We start from the raw sequence: 19265 nt of genomic DNA, 5'->3' as shown, positions 1-19265 counted from the left end.
GATGCAGAAAGAAGCAGCCTACGGGCTGCTTTTTTGTGCCTGTGATTTGTGCAGTGCGCCCTGCTAGGCCTGACCAGGCTGAATGACTGCCAGTAATGTCCATCCCGCCAGCGGTTTCATATCGCTCTCTGGCGTGACCACATGCACCCAGCCGCTGCTATCGCGGGCAAACAGCAGTGTCGCCCGTTCCCTGTGCAGTGCCTGATAATCGCTCCAGCCAAACCCATCGGTCAGGTGGGTGGTATACAGTTCGGCGCCTTGCCCCAACAGGCTGGCGAGCTTGGTGTAGCTCAGCGGCTGACTGCCCAGCAAGTGCCCGCGATGCTCGCCGCTGGCCCGGTGCTTGTCGGTGCGGCGGCTTTCCTGGCTGTTGGCCAAGGCGAACAGGCGATGCCCGAAGTCATGACGAAAGCGCATGGTGGCCAACGTATTCAACTCGCCGGAAGGGGAAAGCGCGAGCAAATGCCCGAGACCGACCAGGTCCAGGTGCGACTCGGCATGCTGTGATGCCGGGTTGCCGAAGTAGGTCGGCAGCCCTTCCATGCGGCTGGCGCGAATGTTTTCCCAGCTCGAATCGGTCAGCAGCACTCGGCTGCCAAGCTGTTGCAGGGCTTTGCCGAGGATGCGTGCCGGGCCGTTCGCACCGACGATCAGAAAGCCGCTTGGCGCGGGCTCGGCTACTTTCAGCAAGCGGGCCAGAGGACGCGCAGTCGCGCTTTGCAGCACCACCGTGCCGATAATCACCGCAAATGTCAGCGGCACCAGCAACAACGCACCTTCGTGGCCGGCCTCATCCAGGCGAATCGCAAAAATGGCCGACACCGCCGCGGCCACAATCCCGCGCGGGGCGATCCAGGCCAGCAGTGCGCGCTCGCGCCAGTTCAGTTTCGAGCCGACGGTCGACACTGCAACGTTCAGCGGGCGCGCAATGAACTGAATGATCAGCAGCAGAATCAGTACGAACGGCCCCAGGGCGATCAATGCGTTCAGGTCCAGGCGCGCCGCCAACAGAATAAACAAGCCGGAAATCAACAGTACGCTGAGGTTCTCCTTGAAGTGCAGGATGTGACGCACGTCCACCCCCTTCATGTTGGCCATCCACATGCCCATCAGGGTCACCGCCAGCAGGCCGGACTCATGCATGACCTGATTGGAGGCGATGAACACCCCCAGCACCGCCGCCAGGGTGGCCAGGTTATGCAGGTATTCCGGCAACCACTGGCGGCGCATGACCAGGCCCAGCACCCAGCCCCCGACAATCCCGAACAGGCTGCCGCAGAGGATGACGCCGCCAAAGGTCAGCAGGCTGTGACTCAGGCCATCGCCCGAAGCACTGGCGATGATGAAGCTGTAGACCACCACGGCCAGTAGCGCACCGATGGGGTCGATGACGATGCCTTCCCAGCGCAGGATGTTGGCAATGGACGCCTTGGGGCGTACCACGCGCAACATCGGTACGATGACGGTCGGGCCTGTGACCAGCGTCAGGGTGCCGAACAGCAGCGCCAGCAGCCAGTCGAAACCCAACAGCCAGTGGGTTGCCAGGGTGATCACCGCCCAGGTCGTCAGCGCGCCAAGGGTGACCAGTCGGTGCACCACGCTGCCGATTTCCTTCCATTCCGACAGATGCAGTGTCAGGCTGCCCTCAAACAGGATCAAGGCGACGGCCAGCGACACCAATGGCATCAGCAATGGGCCGAACATTTCCTGCGGGTCGAGCCAGCCGAGTACCGGCCCCGCCAGAATGCCGCTCAATAACAGAAACAGAATCGCCGGCAACTTCAGGCGCCAGGCCAGCCATTGGCAGCCGAGCGCGGCCACACCGATACCGCCGAAAGCCAACAAGATCTGTTGTTCGTTCATTAAAGCTTCCTGTTCCTAGAAGTAGCGGGCTATGAAAGACTGGTGGCCCTTGCCACAGTTCACTAAATAAAATGGCGCCAAGCCCCTTGCCGCGTCGCCTGAGTAACCATGCCTGCCATTGACCACCCGCTGATCGACCGCTTCCTTGACGCCCTTTGGTTGGAAAAAGGCCTCTCGGACAACACTCGCCAGGCTTACCGCAGCGACCTGGCCCTGTTCAACGGTTGGTTGCAGGAGAAAAACCTGGAGTTGATCAATGCCGGGCGAGAGCTGATCCTCGATCACTTGGCCTGGCGCCTCGAGCAACATTACAAGCCGCGATCCACCGCGAGATTTCTCTCCGGTGTGCGTGGCTTTTATCGCTATCTGTTGCGTGAAAAACTCATCGCGATCGATCCAACTCTACAAGTCGATATGCCGCAATTAGGTAGGCCTCTTCCTAAATCTTTGTCGGAAACTGACGTGGAGGCTCTGTTGGCCGCGCCGGATCTCAGTGAGGCCATCGGCCAGCGCGATCGCGCCATGCTGGAAGTGCTCTACGCCTGCGGGCTGCGGGTGACCGAGTTGATCAGCCTGACCCTGGAGCAGGTCAACTTGCGCCAGGGTGTGTTGCGGGTGATGGGCAAGGGCAGCAAGGAGCGGCTGGTGCCGATGGGTGAGGAAGCGATTGTGTGGGTCGAGCGTTACATGCGTGATGCGCGTAACGAATTGCTCGGTGGCCGCCCCAGTGATGTGCTGTTTCCCAGCCTGCGCGGCGAGCAGATGACCCGTCAGACCTTCTGGCACCGCATCAAGCATCAGGCCAAGGTCGCCGGGATCGGCAAGACGCTGTCGCCGCACACTCTGCGCCATGCATTCGCCACGCACTTGCTCAACCATGGCGCGGATTTGCGTGTCGTGCAGATGCTGCTCGGGCACAGTGACCTGTCCACCACGCAGATTTACACCCATGTCGCGCGGGCGCGCTTGCAGGATATGCACGCCAAGCACCATCCGCGCGGCTGAAAAATCCCAATTTACCCTGCCACGGGCTGCCCTGCGGCCCAACTGTGGTAGGCTTTGTCGGTTCGCCAAGGCGACGGTCACACCCCCATTTTCCAATCGGCGTACCTGCACCGTCCCTGCATCTGCCTTCAGGAGTTCCCATGCGCTTGACCCAGATTATTGCCGCCGCAGCCATTGCGTTGGTTTCCACCTTTGCCGTCGCCGATGATGCGGCCGAGCAGGCCATTCGCAAGAGTCTGGTCAACCTGCAGCTCGACACCCCCATCGAAAGCATCAGCGCCAGCCCGATGGCCGGCCTGTATGAAGTCAAACTCAAGGGCAGCCGCGTGCTGTACGCCAGTGCTGACGGCCAGTACATCGTTCAGGGCTACCTGTTCCAGCTCAAGGACGGCAAGCCGGTCAATCTGACCGAGAAAGCCGAGCGCCTTGGCGTGTCCAAGCTGATCAACGGTATTCCCGTGGCTGAAACCGTAGTGTACCCGGCTATCGGTGAAACCAAGACCCACATCACGGTGTTCACCGACACCACCTGCCCGTACTGCCACAAGCTGCACGCCGAAGTGCCTGCGCTGAACAAGCTGGGGGTGGAAGTGCGCTACGTCGCGTTCCCGCGCCAGGGCCTGGGCTCGCCGGGTGATGAGCAGTTGCAAGCGGTCTGGTGCTCGGCCGACAAGAAGGCGGCCATGGACAAGATGGTCGACGGCAAGGAAATCAAGGCGGCCAAATGCGCCAACCCGGTTTCCAAGCAGTTCGCCCTGGGCCAGTCCATCGGTGTGAACGGCACACCGGCCATCGTTTTGGCCGACGGCCAGGTAATTCCGGGCTACCAGCCGGCACCACAAGTTGCCAAACTGGCACTCGGTGCCAAGTAAGCATTTATCGTCGAGCCTTTGACGAGCATGGCCCGCCGAACCGTCGGCGGGTCATTAATTGAGAGCCGCAGTTGTGCGGCTGTGTTCCACGGCCGGCCTTGAGTCGGCCGTTTCATGGGGAGTTCTTCAGTGAAACCGGTCAAAGTAGGCATCTGTGGGTTAGGGACCGTCGGTGGCGGCACCTTCAACGTACTTCAGCGTAACGCTGAAGAAATTTCCCGCCGTGCAGGGCGCGAGATTGAAGTGGCGCAGATTGCCACGCGTTCGCCAAAGCCTCAGTTCGAAACGACCGGTATTGCGATTACCCACGATGTGTTCGCCGTGGCCACCAACCCTGAAATCGATATCGTCATCGAGCTGGTGGGCGGCTACACCGTGGCCCGCGAGCTGGTGCTCATGGCCATCGACAACGGCAAGCACGTGGTCACCGCCAACAAGGCGCTGATCGCCGTGCACGGCAACGAGATCTTCGCCAGGGCGCGTGAGAAGGGCGTGATCGTGGCATTCGAAGCGGCGGTGGCCGGTGGCATTCCGGTGATCAAGGCGATCCGTGAAGGCCTGTCTGCCAACCGCATCAACTGGGTGGCTGGCATCATCAACGGCACTGGTAACTTCATTCTCACCGAAATGCGCGAGAAGGGCCGTACCTTCGAAGACGTGTTGGCCGAAGCCCAGGCCCTGGGTTACGCCGAAGCCGACCCGACCTTTGACGTGGAAGGCATCGATGCGGCCCACAAGCTGACCATCCTGGCGTCCATCGCCTTTGGTATCCCGCTGCAGTTCGACAAGGCCTACACCGAAGGCATCACCAAGCTGACCACCGCCGACGTGAACTACGCCGAAGCCCTGGGCTATCGCATCAAGCACCTCGGTGTGGCGCGCAGCACCCCGGCCGGTATCGAATTGCGTGTGCACCCGACACTGATCCCGGCCGACCGCCTGATCGCCAACGTCAATGGCGTGATGAACGCAGTGATGGTCAACGGTGACGCCGCCGGTTCCACCCTGTTCTACGGCGCCGGCGCCGGGATGGAGCCGACCGCGTCATCGGTGATCGCCGACCTGGTGGACGTGGTTCGCGCCATGACCAGCGACCCCGAAAACCGCGTGCCGCACCTGGCCTTCCAGCCGGACTCGCTGTCGGCCCACCCGATCCTGCCGATCGAAGCCTGCGAAAGTGCCTACTACCTGCGCATCCAGGCCCAGGATCATCCGGGCGTGTTGGCCCAGGTGGCCAGCATCCTGTCGGAGCGCGGCATCAACATCGAATCGATCATGCAGAAGGAAGTCGAGGAGCAGAACGGCCAGGTGCCGATGATCCTGCTGACCCACCGCGTGCTCGAGCAGCATATCAACGATGCCATCGCCGCACTGGAAGCCTTGCAAGGTGTAGTGGGCCCGGTCGTCCGTATCCGCGTCGAGCACTTGAACTAACCGATTGTTCCAGGGGCCCCGAGCGTTCGGCGGCCCCTGTTCGAGAATGTTTTAGAGGAGCCAGTCATGCGTTACATCAGCACCCGCGGCCAGGCACCGGCCCTGAATTTCGAAGACGTTCTGCTGGCAGGCCTTGCCACCGACGGCGGCCTGTACGTGCCGGAAAACCTGCCGCGCTTTACCCAGGAAGAAATCGCTTCCTGGGCCGGCCTGCCGTACCACGAACTGGCGTTCCGGGTGATGCGCCCGTTCGTCACCGGCAGCATTCCGGATGCGGACTTCAAGAAGATCCTGGAAGAAACCTACGGCGTATTTTCCCACAGCGCCATCGCGCCCCTGCGCCAGTTGAACGGCAACGAATGGGTGCTTGAGCTGTTCCACGGCCCCACCTTGGCGTTCAAAGACTTTGCCCTGCAATTGCTCGGTCGCCTGCTGGACTACGTGCTGGAGAAACGCGGCGAGCGCGTGGTGATCATCGGCGCCACCTCCGGCGACACCGGCTCGGCGGCCATCGAAGGGTGCAAGCACTGCGAAAACGTCGACATCTTCATCCTGCACCCGCACAAGCGTGTGTCGGAAGTGCAGCGTCGCCAGATGACCACCCTGTTTGGTGAGAACATCCACAACATCGCCATCGACGGCAACTTCGATGACTGTCAGGAAATGGTCAAGAACAGCTTCGCCGACCAGAGCTTCCTCAAAGGCACACGCCTGGTGGCGGTAAATTCGATCAACTGGGCACGGATCATGGCCCAGATCGTCTACTACTTCCACGCCTCCCTGCAGCTGGGCGGCCCGGCGCGTTCGGTGTCGTTCTCGGTGCCGACCGGCAACTTCGGCGACATCTTCGCCGGCTACCTGGCACGCAACATGGGCCTGCCGATCAATCAGTTGATCGTCGCGACCAACCGCAACGACATCCTGCACCGCTTCATGAGCGGCAACCAGTACGTCAAGGAAACCCTGCACGCCACGCTGTCGCCGTCGATGGACATCATGGTCTCGTCGAACTTCGAACGCCTGCTGTTCGACATGCACGGTCGCAATGGCGCAGCGCTGGCCGAGCTGATGAACAGCTTCAAGCAAGGTGGCGGTTTCAGCGTCGAGCAAGAGCGCTGGACCGAAACCCGCAAGCTGTTCGACTCTTTGGCAGTGGACGACGCGCAGACGTGCGAAACCATCGCTGAAGTCTACGCCCAGACCGGCGAGCTGCTCGACCCGCACACCGCCATCGGTGTGAAAGCCGCCCGCGAGTGCCGTCGCAGCCTGGATATCCCGATGGTGATCCTGGGCACCGCGCACCCGGTCAAATTCCCGGAAGCGGTGGAGCAGGCCGGTGTCGGCAAGGCCTTGGAGCTGCCCAAGCACCTGACTGATCTGTTCGAGCGCGAAGAGCGTTACACGGTGTTGGCCAACGACCTGAAGGCGGTGCAGGCGTTTGTCAGCCAGCATGGCAATCGGGGTAAACCGCTGTAAGGCGCACCGCATAGACAAAAACGCCGCTTTCCCTTCCCAGGGTCAGCGGCGTTTTTTTGTTTCTGGCAGGCCCGGCAACGTGCTGTTTACAGGAGCAATTTAATAGCCACTCCAGTGATTGAGGCAATCGTTGCGACCACGGCCATCGCTACGCCCATGGGGTACCAGAAAGTTTCGCAATTTATCTTCAGTGATTCCGATTTGAGCTTATCTTGCTCAGCCTGCATGCGTGATATTTCGGCATAGATGCGCCTTACATCGGCATGCATCCTCTCCATCGATGCTTGCTGTTCATTCTGTTCCAACATCATTTTCATCCTTCGCAATAAGGGTCTCATGACATGCACTCTGCCCGCACGGCAGGGTGATCAGCGCTCACCGAGTATAGGATTCACTCCTGGCCTGCGCGCTCGGCGTACCCCAAAACCGCAACCCATTGCGTAAGCAGTTATGTGCTGCCGTTTTTTACCTGTCATGTTGCAAGCGCATGCTGGATACGTCATCCCCGCACAACCCTTGAAAGACGAAAAAGCGAACTTTCCTACGTTACGACCGGTCACTTAGGAGAGATGCAGCACCCGTTGAAACGATTGTTCCCGAACTATTGAGTGGTGATCGAGATGGAAAGTATCAGCCTGTTGCTCGAAGAAGCACTGAGCCCTTATCTGGTTACGCTGACCACCTCTGGTGTGCAGGGCGAATGCCTGGTGACCGTGAAGAACCCCGGTGGCGCCATCATGGTCGAGCGCGAAGTCAACCGCGCTCAGCTGACCGACAAGCGCGTGCTGGTGGATGTGGTGGATTGTCTGTTGCGCGATTTGAAAATCGCTGAAGGTCGACTCGAGCCCTCGGTCATCGCAGCCTTGCGAAATGCCGCCATGACACGAAACCCGGTCTGCGCATGAAGAATTATTTATCCTTCGAAACTTCCTACAACACGGCCGGTCAGAGTTTGTAACAGCAAGAGCAAACATTGTGCTCCGGTGTTTGTGGCTTGTTGTACTGGTCTTTGTAGATCACGTTTAACCCCGAGTTGTCTCCCCACTCCTCGGGGTTTCTTTTTGCCTGGGATTTGGCGCGGCGCGCCCTGCGAACGCAAACGGGTCATGGCTGGCGCGCAGTATTCGTTGAATGACCTCGCCATCGGTTAGACTGGTCGCCTTTCCTTGTCCTAGAAGCCCGTTCATGGCCCAGCCGTCCACGACCTACAAATTCGAACTCAACCTCACTGACCTTGACCGTTCGGTGTACGAGAGCGTCAAACAGACCATCGCCCGTCACCCTTCGGAAACCGAAGAGCGCATGACCGTGCGCCTGCTGGCCTACGCCCTCTGGTACAACGAGCAATTGGCGTTCGGCCGTGGCTTGTCGGACGTCGACGAGCCGGCCCTGTGGGAAAAGAGCCTGGATGACCGGGTGTTGCACTGGATCGAAGTCGGCCAGCCGGATGCCGACCGCCTGACCTGGTGCTCGCGCCGTACCGAACGTACCAGCTTGCTCGCGTATGGCAGCCTGCGCGTGTGGGAAGGCAAGGTCGTGCCGGTGGCGAAAAACCTGAAAAACGTGCACATCGCCGCAGTGCCCCAGGAAATCCTCGAGGTTCTGGCCAAGGACATGCCGCGCGTGATCAAGTGGGATGTGATGATCAGCGAAGGCACGATCTTCGTCACCGATGACCGTGGCCAGCATGAAGTGCAGCTGGAATGGCTGGTTGGCGGACGTGATTGAACATGTGGGAGGGGGCTTGCTCCCGATAGCGGTGGATCAGTCACAACATCATTGACTGGCACTCAGCTATCGGGAGCAAGCCCCCTCCCACATTTAATCTTTATAGCGTTTGAATTGTCGTTTTAACCCTTGTATCAGTAGAGAAGTTATCCCCACCGTATGCGTATCGAACCCCGTCCCTTGCCCGCCGTCCTGCCTTTCCTCGGTGAATTGCCACCGTTGCTGACCCGTCTCTACGCCGCGCGCGGGGTGCAATCGGAAGCCGAGCTGGACAAGAGCCTGGCGCGGTTGATTCCCTATCAGCAGCTCAAGGGCATCGATGCCGCCGTCGACCTGCTGGTCACGGCGCTGGAGCAGCGCCAGCGCATCCTGATCGTCGGTGACTTCGACGCCGATGGCGCCACCGCCAGCACCGTCGGCACACTGGGCCTGCGTTTACTCGGTGCGGCCCACGTCGATTACCTGGTGCCCAACCGTTTCGAATATGGCTACGGCCTGACGCCGGAGATCGTTGCGGTGGCGCTGCAGCGCGAGCCGCAGTTGCTGATCACCGTGGATAACGGCATCTCCAGTGTCGAGGGCGTGGCGGCGGCGAAGGCGGCGGGGCTGAAGGTGCTGGTGACGGATCACCACTTGCCGGGCGATGAACTGCCGGCGGCGGACGCGATCGTCAATCCGAACCAGCCGGGCTGTACCTTCCCCAGCAAGGCGCTGGCCGGTGTCGGCGTGATCTTCTACGTGTTGATGGCCCTGCGCGCGCGCTTGCGCAGCCTGGGCTGGTACGACAACAGCCCGCAGCCGAACATCGGTGAACTGCTCGACCTGGTGGCCCTGGGCAGCGTTGCCGACGTGGTGCCGCTGGACGCGAACAACCGCATCCTCGTCCATCAGGGCCTGGAACGTATTCGGGCCGGTCGGGCGCGGCCGGGGATCAAGGCAATCCTTGAAGTTGCCAAGCGCGACCATGCCCGTATCACCTCCACCGACCTCGGCTTTATCCTTGGCCCGCGCCTGAATGCGGCCGGGCGCCTGGATGACATGAGCCTGGGCATCGAATGCCTGCTCACCACGGACATTGCCGCCGCACGGGAAATGGCCGCGCAACTGGACGGCATGAACCAGGACCGCAAATCCATCGAGCAAGGCATGCAGCGCGAAGCCCTGGCCCAGCTCAAGGATTTGCCGGTCGAATCGATGCCGTACGGCTTGTGCCTGTTCGACCCGGAGTGGCACCAAGGGGTCATCGGCATTCTGGCGTCGCGCATGAAAGAGCGCTATTTCCGTCCCACCATCGCCTTTGCCGATGCCGGTGATGGCCTGCTCAAGGGCTCTGGGCGTTCAGTACAGGGCTTTCATATCCGTGACGCGCTGGTGGTGGTTGCCAGCCAGCATCCCAACCTGATTGCCAAATATGGCGGTCATGCGATGGCGGCTGGCCTGACCCTGCCCGAAGCGAATTTTCCGTTATTTGCCCAAGCCTTCGATGCCGAAGTGCGTCGGCAACTGCGCGAAGAAGACCTCACCGGTCGGCTGCTCTCCGACGGCACCCTGGCGGTGGAAGAGTTTCACCTGGAACTGGCCCGCGCACTGCGCCATGCCGGCCCGTGGGGGCAGCACTTTCCCGAGCCATTGTTTCACGGCGTGTTTCAGTTGGTGGAGCAGCGGGTGGTCGGCGAGCGGCACTTGAAGGTGGTGCTCAAGAGCGAATGTGGCTCGGTGAAGCTCGATGGCATTGCGTTTGGGGTCGACCGTGAAGTCTGGCCGAATCCGACGGTGCGGTGGGTGGAGTTGGCCTACAAGCTGGACGTGAATGAGTATCGTGGGAATGAAACGGTGCAGTTGATGATTGCGCATATCGAACCGCGTTAGATCCAACTGACACCGGGATATAAATGTGGGAGGGGGCTTGCTCCCGATAGCGGTGGATCAGTCACAGCATCATTGGCTGACAGTCAGCTATCGGGAGCAAGCCCCCTCCCACATTTGGTTGCGTGTGCAGCCTGGAATTACTCGGCTTTGGCCTGATGCTTGACGATGATATCCACCAACCGCTTGGCCAGCGCCGGATAGTTCTCATCGAAGTGATGCCCGCCGGGCAGCTTGATGGCTTCGCCCACGGCGGTCTTGTCGGTGCAGCCGCTCTCGTCGACTTCCTCGGCGCCGTAAATGCACACCACTTTGTCGGCTGGCAGCTTGGCCATTTCCGGGCCGGTCGCGGCTTCTTTGCCGGCGTTGCCCAGCCAGCCTTCCACTTCAATCTCAAAGCTGCCGGTGCGGGCGAAGGCCAGCAGGATGATTGCGTCGACCCGTTGCTGTTCGTTTGCCGGCATGCGGTTGTAGATGGCCGGCAGGACGTCGGCGCCAAACGAATAACCGGTCAGCACGAAGCGCTTGGTGCCCCATTTCTGCCGGTAGTGCTGCATCAGCTCGGTAAGGTCCTTGGCGCTTTGTTCCGGGGTCTTGTGCTGCCAGTAGTAGCGCAGGGTGTCGATGCCGACCACGGGGTAGCCGATCTTCGCCATTTCGCCGGCCACGTCGCGGTCCAGGTCACGCCAGCCGCCATCACCGGAGAGGAACAGGGTCACGGTGTCCTTGGCCTGGCCTGCCGGCACTTCCACCACCGGAATTGCCAGGCCGCCGTTGTCCGAACCCACCAGTTGCTTGCGCAGCTCGTTGTTCAGCACTTGCGGGTAATGAATGTCGTAGTCACTGATGCTGGTGGTGGCGCGCGGTGTGTCGCGTACGAAACTGGCGCTTTCATCGTCAGGGTTGTCGTTCCATGCCACCAGCCAGTTGCCATGGGCGGCGGTTTTCGGCAGCGGGTCGTTGCAGCCTTCCTGTTTCAGGGCGAAGCCGACGGAGATGGCGTTGGCCTTGTCGTCGGTCTGTGTGGCCAGCCAGCGCCAGGCGAGCGCCGCGCCAGAGCCGATGCCGCTGACCAGGGTCGCCGGGCCTTTGAGTTGGCCCAGGGCGCTTTGCAGCGCCTTCTCCTGCAGGGCGCAGTCATCTTTAGGCAGCACCACTTGCACGATCTGCGCCGAGCCGCCCTGGCTCAGGGCGACCAATTGGCTGTCGGTGAGGGTTTCGTCGGCCATCACGGCTACCGCCACGCGGGCTTTGGCGGTGCTCGCCGGGGTCACGCGGGTCATCATCGAACCGTCGGCCTGGGGCAATTGCTCCAGGGTCGGCTGTGGGGCAGGGCGGTTCCAGTACCAATAGCCGCCGCCCAGGATCAGCGCGAGCAGCACAACAAAGGCCAATACATACCGCCAGGAGCGTCGAATCATCAGCGTTTCACCAATCCAGTCAAGCCGCCCGCGATCAGGGCGGCGGTATCGGCCAGTGCCACCAGCGGATCAAGTCCTGCGGGCACGGCCATGTAACGGGGTTCCCAGTCAGGCTGGAACTTGTCTTTGAAGCGGCGCAAACCTTGAAAGTTATACAGTTGCTCGCCACGGCGGAACACCATCGAGCCCAAGCGTTGGGTCAGCGGCGCGCCACGCCGTGGTTGCAGGCCCGACAACGGCACCATGCCGAGGCTGAAGCGGGCGTAGCCGTGGTTCTTATAATGTTGAATCAGGCCGACCATCATGAATTCCATGGTCAGCTTCGGCGCGTCCGGGTGAGCGCGCATCAGGTCGAGACTGGCCAGGTCATGGTTGTACGTCTCGAGCAGGTTGGCGAAGGCCACCGGGCGCCCTTCGAAGCGAATGATCGCGATCCGAAAGTGCTTGAGGTAGTCGTCGCTGAAGCGGCCCAGGGAGAAGCCTTTTTCACGCACATTCTTACCGGTAAGCCAGGCGTCCGAGATAACTTTTAATTCATCCATCGGCGCCGTACCCGGTTCGCAGATCTCCAGGGACAGGCCGTCCCGGGTGCCACGGTTCCAGGTGTAGCGCAAATCCTTCATCTCTTTGCCCTTGGCTTCCAGGTCAAAGCGTTTCAGGTCGACGCGGGCTTCTTCGCCCAGCTTGATCGCGGTGAGGCCGATATCCATGTAGTACGGCAGGTTCTCGGCGCGTACCTGATAGAACACCGGGCGTGCGTGGTGAATGTCGCACAGGTCGCGGAACTGCCAGATCATCTCGGCGCGCGGTTGAGTCGGGCCGATTGGATCATACAACGCCACCAGGCTGCGCCCGCGACGGGCGTACATCAGGAACGCCTCATCGTTGGGGTGGAACAGCAACGCCTTGTCGCCGGTCAGCGCCAGGCCGCCGTCGGGTTGGGAAGAGGCCATCAGGATCTTGCTGGCGCGTTCCAGCTCATCCGGGGTCGGCAGGTGGATCACCGGGCGCGCGGTACGCAGCAGCCAGGTCAGCGACACGATCACCAGCAATACGGCAGCACCCAACAAGGAACGCAAGCCGCGCGGGGCGTTGGCATCGAGGGTGAACTGCCACCAGAGTTGATGGCTGTAAGGCACATCTTGATAGGCAAACAGCAACAGCCAGATCGACGCGCCCAATACGCAGACGCTCGCCACCAGGTACAGCGGCGAGAAGGGCAGTTCGGTCAGGCGGCTGGCGCGGTAGAACGAGCGCCGGAAAATCGCCAGCAGCACGGCGGTCATGGTCATCAGGCTGGCTTCTTCCCAGTCGAAGCCCTTGAGCAGTGAGAGCAGGGCGCCGACCAGCAGCAGCACCATGGTCAGCATCCAGGCGGCTGACAAACGTCGACGCAGGCCTTGGGCCAGCAGTAGGCACAGCACGCCGATCAGGCTGGCACCGAAGTGCGACGCGTCAATCAGGCGGTGGGGAATCAGGAAGCCGATGTTTTCCAGGCGTGAATCGATCTCCGGCGTGGCGCCGGAAAACAGCAGGACCACGCCGGACAAAAAAACCAGTACGGCCAGCACCGGTGCCGCAAGGCCGGACGCGACGCGCAGGCTCTGCTGAGTCTGGAACAGGCGCTGGGCCTCGTTGATCAACAGGAAGATACAGGCGATCAACAGCGGCAACACCACGTAGATCATCCGGTATAAGAGCAGGGCAGCAGCCAGTGGCGCAGCGCCGAGTGTGTCGGCGAAGGCTGCCAGCAGGATCGCTTCGAAAACCCCCACGCCTCCCGGTACATGGCTGAGCACGCCGGCGGCGAGGGCCAGCAGGTACACCAACAGGAACGGGCCGAAAGGCGGTGCTTCGGGCAGCAGCATATAAAGGACAGCGGCTGCGGCGGCGACGTCCAGCGCGGTGATGACCAGTTGCAGGAACGTCAGGCGACGGCCAGGCAGGCGCAGGGTGCGGCGCCCGGCCTTGACCAGCAGGTTATCCGGGTAGGGTTGTTCCGGCAGGCGACGGCGATAGATACCGATGCACAGCATGGCCGACAACAGCAGCACCGCACCGGCGACACCGCCCAACAGGCTTTGCGGTAAATGCAGGTAGGTCGATGCCGCCGGCAGGTTGCTCAGCGTGGCCAACGCGGCCAGTGGCGGCAGCGCGCAGCCCAGCGCCAGGCTGGCGAACACGGTCATGTGGGCGACTTCCGACGCACCAATGCCGTGGCGTGCATATAAACGGTAGCGCACCGAGCCGCCCGAGAGCATCGACAGACCGATGGCGTTGCCAATGGCAAAGGCAGTGAAGCCGCCCAGGGCCAGGGTCTTGGCCGGCAGTTTCACGCCGGCGTAACGTGCGCCGGAAAATTCATAGCCCAACAGAATGATGAAGCCGGCCACCGCTGCCGCGAACGCGCCGAGCAAGGCCGGTTTAGGCACCTCCAGGATCGAGTCGTGGAGCGCGTAGAGGTCGAGTTCCAACAGCAGGTGTCGACAGGCGATCAGGGCAATTGCAAACAGCAGCAACGTAACGGCCAGGCCGATGGGCTGACGGTATTTGCTCAACAGATCCAGCCAACGCAAACGGGTGGGAGCGATCGGTTGTTCCGCTGTGACAGTGTCGTGTGGTTCAGACGAGTTGGCGCGCATCAATCACCTCGTGGATTGTGCGCGACAGGATGGAGGTATCCAGCCAAGTTACCAATCCCTATGGACAAAATAATTACAAATATTAACGCGGATCACCGAGTGGGGCGACTGCGGCCATTGGTCGTAGAAGGTAGCGCTTGAGCATCGAGCATAGCGTGCAATGGGATGGACTCTACAAACCGTCTACGGTTTCATGAAAGATGCCATGCCATTGTTTCAGAAGAACTTTTTCATCGGATACAAAAAAGGCCACTCTTTCGAGTAGCCTTTTTTGATGTTTGGTTGCGGGAGCCGGATTTGAACCGACGACCTTCGGGTTATGAGCCCGACGAGCTACCAGACTGCTCCATCCCGCGTCTGTGGGCGGCATTCTACAGTCCAGCGACGAGGTGTCAACCGTTAATGGAGCAATGCGCCAAATAAGTACGAATTATTCATAAATCAACGCCTTGCGCCCCATCGTGGTCGCAGAAGGGTGAAAAACAGGCGCGCACAAAAAAGGCCACTCTTTCGAGTAGCCTTTTTTGATGTTTGGTTGCGGGAGCCGGATTTGAACCGACGACCTTCGGGTTATGAGCCCGACGAGCTACCAGACTGCTCCATCCCGCGTCTGTGTGTCGGCATTCTACAGAGGAACGCGCGCGTGTCAACCCTGAAACCTGAGAAAAGCGCTTGTGGTTCAATCGGTTAGCTCTCCAAGGCAGGCGTTGCGAGGGCGCGGAGCCAGTCGGGCCGAGGCTTTCAGCTCTATTGGAGGGCTGAATTCGATTGAGAAAACAAATTCATCTGCGATATTTCGTACCGCTCAGGCAGAAGATTCAAACTACTGGTGCTATATACAGGGGTGAATGCGATACTGGCCATCCGTTGGTCCACACCCCGTTTATATGACGCAGCGCAAAATCATCCACGTCGACTGTGATTGCTTCTACGCCGCCATCGAGATGCGCGACGACCCGAGCCTGGCGCAAAAACCTTTGGCTGTCGGCGGTTCGGCAGATCGGCGGGGGGTGATCGCTACGTGCAATTACGAAGCGCGGGCGTACGGGGTGCGCTCGGCGATGTCATCCCGTCACGCGTTGAAGTTGTGCCCGGACCTGACAATCGTCAAGCCGCGGATGGATGCCTATAAAGAAGCATCGAAGGAAATCCAGACGATCTTTCGCGACTACACCGATTTGATCGAGCCGTTATCGCTGGATGAGGCCTACCTCGACGTCTCCGACAGCCCGCACTTTGGCGGCAGTGCCACGCGCATCGCCCAGGACATTCGCCGGCGTGTCTCCAATCAATTGCACATCACCGTGTCTGCGGGCGTGGCGCCCAACAAGTTCCTGGCCAAGATCGCCAGCGACTGGAAAAAACCCAACGGCCTGTTTGTGATTACCCCGGATCAGGTCGAAGATTTCGTCTCCCAGTTGCGGGTGAGTAAGTTGCATGGGGTCGGCAAGGTCACTGCCGACAAGCTGGCGCGCCTGGGCATTGAAGATTGCCTGCAATTGCGGGAGTGGAACAAGCTGGCACTGGTGCGCGAATTCGGCAGTTTTGGTGAGCGCCTCTGGAGCCTCGCCCGTGGGATCGATGACCGCGTGGTGCAGAACGACAGCCGGCGGCAATCGATCAGCGTGGAAAATACCTACGATGTGGACTTGCCGGATCTTTCAAGCTGCCTGGCAAAGCTGCCCGAACTCATGGACACCCTGGCCGGGCGCATGGCGCGTATCGACAGCAGCTACCGGGCAGGCAAGCCGTTCGTGAAGGTCAAGTTTCATGACTTTACCCAGACCACTTTGGAGCAGGCCGGGGCAGGGCGGGACCTGGAGAGTTATCAACAGCTGATGACCCAGGCGTTCAACCGTGGTGGGAAGCCGGTGCGGTTGTTGGGGATTGGCGTGCGCTTGCTGGATTTGAGCAGCGGTAACGAACAGCTCGAGTTTTCTTGGTAGAAACCGGGATTAAAAAATGTAAGAGATTCAAATGTGGGAGGGGGCTTGCCCCCGATTACGGTGTGTCAGTGCCAGATGTACTGACTGACACACTGCAATCGGGGGCAAGCCCCCTCCCACATTTGATCTCCAGCAGACTTCAGATTTCAGCGTGCGCCAGGGTCTGCGACTAACCGCCCGGCATCCTTGGCCAGTGCCTGCAAAAACTCCTGCTGCAATTCCGGATCGTTGCGCGTCAGTTCAATCAGGCTTTGCTCCAGTTCGCTGGCTTCTTCTTCCAGGCCCAGCTCCGAGAGGCGCTTGACCCGGTGTACCCACTGGTTGACTTCGTCGTCTTCCAAGTCGTCGTAGATCAGGCCATGGGCTTCCAGCAATTTTCCGCGCAGGGTGCTGCTGATCGCCAGGGTCGAATCCGTGTGCACGTCGTCCTGGCCGTCTTCCACGCTGATCTTCAAGGTGGTGATGCGGTTCAGGTCCTGTTCGGCAAACGGACTGTCCAGCAGGTTCAGGCGCAGGACGCCGTCGCGGTCGGTGGTCAGTTCATGGGTCTGCTTGCCGGCGGTGACCTGTACCGGGCGTTCGCTCCAGGGCAGGCTCGAATACTCCAGGCGCTTGTCACGCTGGACTTCATCGATGCCCGCGAGGTTCTGCTGGGCACGGCCGTGGGATTGCACGTTCATGAACGGGTTAATGCCGTCCACGCCGTAGCTCAGCCAATCGCGGGTCATGCTGGCGGGCAGGTTGCCGAGGGCGAAGATGTTCACCACATTGGCCCCCGCGCCAGCCACCAGCGCCACGGCACCCAGGGGCATCTCGTAGAGTTTGCGCCAGGGCTGATAGGGCGTGTAGCGGTCGTAACGCCGAGTGACTTCGAATTCGGTGACTTCAAAGGTCTTTTGCTCGTGAATCCGAACCCGACGTTGCGGCAGCTCCAGCACTTTGGGCTCACCTACATCGATCTGCAGGCTGTGGTCGAGCAACTTACGCTCGACCCGCTCCTCGTGCTCACTGCGTTGCGACATTTGGTTGGCGCAGCCGCTGACCAGCAGGGCGCCGCACAAGGCGGCGCCCCCCAGGGCTCTGGTGTTTCGCTTGAACATGACTTCTCTTGATCTGGTTTTCAGCGACGAATACGCGCCTGAAGGAAAGACAGCACGTCAGCCACCGGCAACGGTTGGGCCTCGGCTTCGGTCCGGCTCTTGTATTCCAGATTGCCATCGGCCAGGCCGCGGTCACTGACCACGATCCGGTGGGGGATGCCAATCAGTTCCATGTCGGCGAACTTGATGCCCGGGCTGGTTTTCTTGTCCCGGTCGTCGAGCAGCACTTCAAAACCGGCGGCCGTCAGTTCGGCATACAGTTTGTCGGTGGCTTCGCGCACTTGCTCGGTTTCATAGCGCAACGGCACCAGCGCAACCTGGAATGGCGCCAGGGCGTCGCTCCAGATGATGCCTTTCTCGTCGTTGTTCTGCTCGATGGCAGCGGCGACCACACGGGACACGCCAATGCCGTAGCAACCCATGTCCAGGGTGATCGGCTTGCCGTTCTCGCCCAGCACTTCGCACTTCATCGCCTTGCTGTACTTGTTGCCCAACTGGAAGATGTGCCCGACTTCGATACCGCGCTTGATCTCCAGGGTGCCCTTGCCATCCGGGCTTGGGTCGCCGGCCACGACGTTGCGCAGGTCGGCCACGGTCGGAACCGGCAGGTCACGCTCCCAGTTCACGCCGAAGTAGTGCTTGTCGTCGATGTTCGCACCGATACCGAAGTCGCTCATCAGCTCGACCGAACGGTCGATGATGATCGGCAGCGGCAGGTTCAGCGGGCCGAGGGAGCCGGCGCCGGCGCCAATGGCGTCGCGCAGTTCGGCATCGGTGGCCATGACCAGCGGGCTGGCCACGCCAGGTTGCTGGGCCGCCTTGATTTCGTTGAGCTCGTGGTCGCCACGGATCACCAGGGCGATCAGCTTGCCTTCTTCTTCGGCGCGCACGATCAGGGTCTTGATGGTCTTTTCAATCGGCAGATTGAATTTTTCCACCAGGGCCGCGATGGTCTTGGTGTCCGGGGTATCGACCAGGCGCAGTTCTTCGGCTGGCGCTGGGCGCGAGGTTTCCCGTGGGATGGCTTCGGCTTTCTCGATATTCGCCGCGTAGTCGGAACCGTTGCTGAACGCGATGTCGTCTTCGCCGGATTCGGCCAGCACGTGGAATTCGTGGGAGCCGGCACCGCCGATGGAACCGTTGTCCGCTTCAACCGGGCGGAATTTCAGGCCCAGGCGCGTGAAGATGTTGCAGTAGGCCTGGTGCATGCGGTCGTAGGTCGCCTGCAGGGACGCCTGGTCGGCATGGAACGAATAGGCGTCTTTCATGATGAATTCACGGCCGCGCATCAAGCCGAAGCGTGGGCGGATTTCATCACGGAATTTGGTCTGGATCTGATACAGGTTCAGGGGCAGCTGTTTATAGCTGCTCAACTCGTTGCGCATCAGGTCGGTGATGACTTCTTCATGGGTCGGGCCGGCGCAGAAATCGCGGCCATGACGGTCCTTGAAGCGCAGCAGCTCGGGGCCGTACTCTTCCCAGCGTCCGGATTCCTGCCACAGTTCAGCCGGTTGGGTGCTCGGCATCAACACTTCCAGAGAGCCGGCGGCGTTCATTTCTTCACGAACGATGGCTTCGACCTTGCGCATCACCTTCAAGCCCATGGGCAGCCAGGTGTACAGGCCGGAGGCCAGTTTGCGGATCATACCGGCGCGCAGCATCAGCTGATGGCTGATCACAACCGCGTCGGAAGGCGTTTCTTTCTGTGTGGCGAGCAAATATTGACTGGTACGCATGGTAGGCCGTTGTCGGTTGCTTGGACTTGAAATGACTTGGGATTGTACGGGCGGTTGCTGCTGGAGTACAGGCGTGACATTGCGGGGGCTCTGACTGACTGTGGGAGATCCAATGTGGGAGGGGGCTTGCTCCCGATAGCGGTGTGTCAGTCAGTACATCTGACACTGACACACCG

General features: G+C 60.7%; 14 protein-coding genes and 2 tRNA genes. 8 read left to right on the top strand and 8 right to left on the bottom strand.

The annotated features are described in order from the left end of the window. Window positions 1-63 precede the first annotated feature (63 nt). Window positions 64-1863: a sodium:proton antiporter gene (locus C4J92_RS21365; protein ID WP_124405184.1), complete on the bottom strand. Its 1800-nt coding sequence runs from the start codon at window positions 1861-1863 to the stop codon at window positions 64-66. Between the two features lie 108 nt (window positions 1864-1971). On the opposite strand from C4J92_RS21365, the gene xerD reads away from it, so the two are divergent. The 4 genes from xerD to thrC all read left to right on the top strand — a co-directional run bounded on the left by xerD (window position 1972) and on the right by thrC (window position 6650). After that, on the top strand, window positions 1972-2868 hold the full coding sequence (gene xerD, locus C4J92_RS21360; RefSeq protein WP_124368231.1) for a site-specific tyrosine recombinase XerD: 897 nt from the start codon (window positions 1972-1974) through the stop codon (window positions 2866-2868). 140 nt (window positions 2869-3008) lie between these two features. After that, window positions 3009-3740, top strand: a complete 732-nt coding sequence (locus tag C4J92_RS21355) for a thioredoxin fold domain-containing protein (protein ID WP_057723916.1) — start codon at window positions 3009-3011, stop codon at window positions 3738-3740. A gap of 129 nt (window positions 3741-3869) precedes the next feature. Continuing rightward, window positions 3870-5174, top strand: coding sequence for a homoserine dehydrogenase (locus C4J92_RS21350; protein ID WP_124368230.1), 1305 nt, complete (start codon window positions 3870-3872; stop codon window positions 5172-5174). A 66-nt stretch (window positions 5175-5240) separates the two neighbouring features. Further along, on the top strand, window positions 5241-6650 hold the full coding sequence (gene thrC / locus C4J92_RS21345; protein ID WP_124368229.1) for a threonine synthase: 1410 nt from the start codon (window positions 5241-5243) through the stop codon (window positions 6648-6650). An 86-nt stretch (window positions 6651-6736) separates the two neighbouring features. Here thrC and C4J92_RS21340 read toward each other — a convergent pair whose 3' ends face one another. After that, complete coding sequence (locus C4J92_RS21340; RefSeq protein ID WP_065895132.1) at window positions 6737-6958, bottom strand: hypothetical protein; 222 nt, start codon at window positions 6956-6958, stop codon at window positions 6737-6739. Window positions 6959-7270: 312 nt separating this feature from the next. Here C4J92_RS21340 and C4J92_RS21335 point away from each other — a divergent pair, with 312 nt between their 5' ends. From C4J92_RS21335 to recJ, 3 genes are all read left to right on the top strand, one after another. After that, window positions 7271-7555 carry a DUF3509 domain-containing protein gene (locus C4J92_RS21335; protein ID WP_124405183.1) on the top strand — a complete coding sequence of 95 codons (285 nt, stop codon included), beginning with the start codon at window positions 7271-7273 and terminating at the stop codon, window positions 7553-7555. Between the two features lie 280 nt (window positions 7556-7835). Continuing rightward, entirely contained in the window at window positions 7836-8378 is a 543-nt protein-coding gene (locus tag C4J92_RS21330) for a YaeQ family protein (RefSeq protein ID WP_124368227.1), read from the top strand. A gap of 159 nt (window positions 8379-8537) precedes the next feature. Further along, on the top strand, window positions 8538-10247 hold the full coding sequence (gene recJ / locus C4J92_RS21325) for a single-stranded-DNA-specific exonuclease RecJ (RefSeq protein ID WP_124405182.1): 1710 nt from the start codon (window positions 8538-8540) through the stop codon (window positions 10245-10247). Between the two features lie 137 nt (window positions 10248-10384). Here recJ and C4J92_RS21320 read toward each other — a convergent pair whose 3' ends face one another. From C4J92_RS21320 to C4J92_RS21305, 4 genes are all read right to left on the bottom strand, one after another. Beyond that, window positions 10385-11665, bottom strand: a complete 1281-nt coding sequence (locus C4J92_RS21320) for a virulence factor family protein (RefSeq protein ID WP_124405181.1) — start codon at window positions 11663-11665, stop codon at window positions 10385-10387. Beyond that, a complete protein-coding gene (gene mprF / locus C4J92_RS21315) occupies window positions 11665-14307 on the bottom strand; it encodes a bifunctional lysylphosphatidylglycerol flippase/synthetase MprF (protein WP_124371741.1) in 2643 nt (880 codons plus the stop codon). The genes C4J92_RS21320 and mprF overlap by 1 nt, the downstream gene beginning before the upstream one ends. A 279-nt stretch (window positions 14308-14586) precedes the next feature. Continuing rightward, window positions 14587-14663, bottom strand: a tRNA-Met gene (locus tag C4J92_RS21310). A 176-nt stretch (window positions 14664-14839) separates the two neighbouring features. Further along, a tRNA-Met gene (locus C4J92_RS21305) sits at window positions 14840-14916 on the bottom strand. 278 nt (window positions 14917-15194) lie between these two features. Between C4J92_RS21305 and dinB the strand changes: the two genes are divergently transcribed. Further along, complete coding sequence (dinB, locus tag C4J92_RS21300; RefSeq protein ID WP_124371739.1) at window positions 15195-16253, top strand: DNA polymerase IV; 1059 nt, start codon at window positions 15195-15197, stop codon at window positions 16251-16253. Window positions 16254-16399: 146 nt separating this feature from the next. Here dinB and C4J92_RS21295 read toward each other — a convergent pair whose 3' ends face one another. Both C4J92_RS21295 and C4J92_RS21290 read right to left on the bottom strand, forming a co-directional pair. Next, a complete protein-coding gene (locus tag C4J92_RS21295) occupies window positions 16400-17353 on the bottom strand; it encodes a hypothetical protein (protein WP_124364247.1) in 954 nt (317 codons plus the stop codon). A 20-nt stretch (window positions 17354-17373) separates the two neighbouring features. Beyond that, complete coding sequence (locus tag C4J92_RS21290) at window positions 17374-19089, bottom strand: proline--tRNA ligase (protein ID WP_124364246.1); 1716 nt, start codon at window positions 19087-19089, stop codon at window positions 17374-17376. Between the last annotated feature and the right edge of the window lie 176 nt (window positions 19090-19265).

The sequence above is a fragment of the Pseudomonas sp. R3-18-08 genome (genome assembly GCF_003852065.1).
Taxonomy (GTDB): Bacteria; Pseudomonadota; Gammaproteobacteria; order Pseudomonadales; family Pseudomonadaceae; genus Aquipseudomonas.
The sequence above is the reverse complement of the archived record's forward strand: the minus strand, read 5'-3'. Positions and strand labels throughout refer to the sequence as shown.

Bases quoted from the DNA above. Each gene is read 5' to 3' on its own strand.
- dinB (WP_124371739.1), top strand. From the start codon at position 15,195: ATGACGCAGCGCAAAATCATCCACGTCGACTGTGATTGCTTCTACGCC.
- C4J92_RS21355 (WP_057723916.1), top strand. From the start codon at position 3,009: ATGCGCTTGACCCAGATTATTGCCGCCGCAGCCATTGCGTTGGTTTCC.
- recJ (WP_124405182.1), top strand. From the start codon at position 8,538: ATGCGTATCGAACCCCGTCCCTTGCCCGCCGTCCTGCCTTTCCTCGGT.
- thrC (WP_124368229.1), top strand. From the start codon at position 5,241: ATGCGTTACATCAGCACCCGCGGCCAGGCACCGGCCCTGAATTTCGAA.
- mprF (WP_124371741.1), bottom strand. From the start codon at position 14,307: ATGCGCGCCAACTCGTCTGAACCACACGACACTGTCACAGCGGAACAA.
- C4J92_RS21365 (WP_124405184.1), bottom strand. From the start codon at position 1,863: ATGAACGAACAACAGATCTTGTTGGCTTTCGGCGGTATCGGTGTGGCC.
- C4J92_RS21335 (WP_124405183.1), top strand. From the start codon at position 7,271: ATGGAAAGTATCAGCCTGTTGCTCGAAGAAGCACTGAGCCCTTATCTG.
- C4J92_RS21320 (WP_124405181.1), bottom strand. From the start codon at position 11,665: ATGATTCGACGCTCCTGGCGGTATGTATTGGCCTTTGTTGTGCTGCTC.
- C4J92_RS21290 (WP_124364246.1), bottom strand. From the start codon at position 19,089: ATGCGTACCAGTCAATATTTGCTCGCCACACAGAAAGAAACGCCTTCC.
- C4J92_RS21330 (WP_124368227.1), top strand. From the start codon at position 7,836: ATGGCCCAGCCGTCCACGACCTACAAATTCGAACTCAACCTCACTGAC.
- C4J92_RS21340 (WP_065895132.1), bottom strand. From the start codon at position 6,958: ATGTTGGAACAGAATGAACAGCAAGCATCGATGGAGAGGATGCATGCC.
- C4J92_RS21295 (WP_124364247.1), bottom strand. From the start codon at position 17,353: ATGTTCAAGCGAAACACCAGAGCCCTGGGGGGCGCCGCCTTGTGCGGC.
- xerD (WP_124368231.1), top strand. From the start codon at position 1,972: ATGCCTGCCATTGACCACCCGCTGATCGACCGCTTCCTTGACGCCCTT.